Annotated in this window: 2 protein-coding genes; both read right to left on the bottom strand. The window is 69.7% G+C overall.

Features of this window, described 5'->3' with window-relative positions:
- Positions 1 to 785 (bottom strand): IS21-like element helper ATPase IstB (istB, locus tag ACT3SQ_RS19110; protein WP_444601608.1); only part of this gene is annotated, 785 nt, incomplete at its 3' end.
- The coding region (locus tag ACT3SQ_RS19115) for an IS21/IS408/IS1162 family transposase (protein WP_444601609.1) at positions 782 to 2,074 on the bottom strand (1,293 nt) is incomplete at its 5' end. The genes ACT3SQ_RS19115 and istB, both read right to left, overlap by 4 nt.

Genomic DNA, 2,074 nt, shown 5'->3' on the forward strand with positions numbered 1-2,074 from the left:
GTCGTGGCGCGGCGGACTTCTTCGGCGGCGGCGTGGTGGTTGCGGAGTCGGTAGGACGCGCCGTCGAGGGTGACCACGACGGAGCGGTGGAGGAGCCTGTCGAGCATGGCGGCGGCGACGGTGGTGTCGCCGAGGATCTCGCCCCAGGCGCCGACGGGTCTGTTCGTGGTGATCACGATCGAGGTCTTCAGGTAGCGCTGGTTGATGACTTGGAACAGTGCTGATGCTGCTTCGGCGGGCAGCGGCAGGTAGCCGAGCTCGTCGATGATCAGCAGGGTGGGGCCGGCGAAGAACCGCATCATCGTGGACCATTTGCCCTCGATCACGGCGCGGTGGCAGCGGGCGGCGAGGTCAGCGGCGGAGGTGAAGTAGACCCGATAGCCAGCATTGACCGCGGCGTGGCCGAGGCCGGTGGCGATGTGGGTCTTACCCACTCCGGGCGGGCCGATGAGCAGCACGTTCGTCGCGTTCTCCAGGAACCGGCAGGTCCCCAACTCCGTGAGCAGGCTGGGGTCGATGCCGGAAGCGGCGTCATGGTCGAAGTTCTCCAAAGTGGCGCCGGTGGGAAGGTTCGCGAACCGGAACCGGCCCGCGAGGCGCCGTTTCTCGGTGGCGGAGACCTCGATGGCCAGCAGGCGCTCCAGGGCGCCTGTGAGGGTCCAGTCCTCTGCCTGTGCCTGGTCAAGGATGCCGGGGAGAGCCTCGGCGGCGTCGGCCAGCTTCAGCTCGTTCAGGTGGCCGCGAAGCTGCTGATAGACGCTCGCGGTAGTGGGTGTGGTGGTCATGTCAGGGTGTTCCTGTTCTTCGCGGCCTGCTCGTAGGCGGCCAGGTCGATCACGGTCGCAGTCGGTGCGGGCGACCCGGTCAGGGCCTGTGCCGCGGCCAGGGACGCAGCCCCGGGTGGGATGCGTTCCTTGCGGCGGTGAGGCCGGCCCGGTGGGGCGGAGGCCAGAGCGATCGACTCGAGCGCGGTGACGTGCTGGTCGGTGCGCTGGGTGATCCCGAGGCCGGCCTCGGCCAGCTGGTGGCGGGCGAGCATGGCGCCGGAGGTGGTGGCGATCTCGATGTGGTCCGCGCCGAGGGGCTGGTGAACATTCACCGTGGCCATCGCCAGCTCGGGCGGGACGGAGTAGCGGTTGCCGCGCCAGTGGATCAACGCTTGCCGCGAGACGGTCCGCTGCTCGGTCACCACCACCGGGAACGCCATCGGCGGCAGGGGCCGGAGCCGCTCTTGAGCACGCATCTGGGCGGCGGTCGTGGTTCCGGTCGGGCTCTCGCGGCGGCGGCCGTCCTGCCGGGCCGCGAACGTTTCGAGGGAGACCTGGGCCTGCTCGGCCGTGATCTCGTCGGGCAGGGTTCGCCACCAGCGTTGGGCGGCGGTGTGGTTGTTCTTCTCGACCACGCCCTTGCGGTTGCCTGAGCGGGGTCGGCAGGCGACGGCCTGGACTCCGTGGTGCTTCGCGAACGCGGAGAACATCGCGGTCAGGTCGCCGGTGGCGGGGTCCAGCACGGTCCGCATCCGATCGAACCGCCACACCCTGGTCAGCCCTCCGAGGAGGGAAAGCACGGTCGTCATCGCGGCCAGCAGGTGGGGCAGGTCCATCGAGGGTGCGATAGCGGCCCGCCAGACGCAGGAGTGGGCGAGCGAGCCGACCAGCAGGAACGCTCGCTTCGTGGGGTAGGACCAGTGCTCGGGTGCGTCGGGCAGCTCGAGCCAGTCGAACTGAGTCTCCTCCCCGGGCGGATGCTCGATCACCGCGTTCGGACGCTTGGTGACGTGGGCGCAGGCCTGGCAGGCCGGCCGCAACGACCGGTCACGGATCTGACGGGTCAGGGACTGGTAAGAGCCCTCGAACCCCAGCGGCCGCAGCTCGTCCAGCAGCGTCACGGCCCAGAGGTGGGGGTCCTCGATCAGTCTGGCGGTGACGTAGTCGGTGAAGGGCCCGAATGCGTCCGGGACGGCGGGTTTACGGACTCCGGGCTCGCGGTCGCCGCGGAGGTAGGAACGGATGGTCTTGCGGTCATGGCCGGTGCGTCGGGCGATCTCGCTGATCGTGATTCCCTGCCGGTGCAG

This window comes from Brachybacterium sp. AOP42-C2-15 (assembly GCF_052377065.1).
GTDB lineage: Bacteria > Actinomycetota > Actinomycetes > Actinomycetales > Dermabacteraceae > Brachybacterium.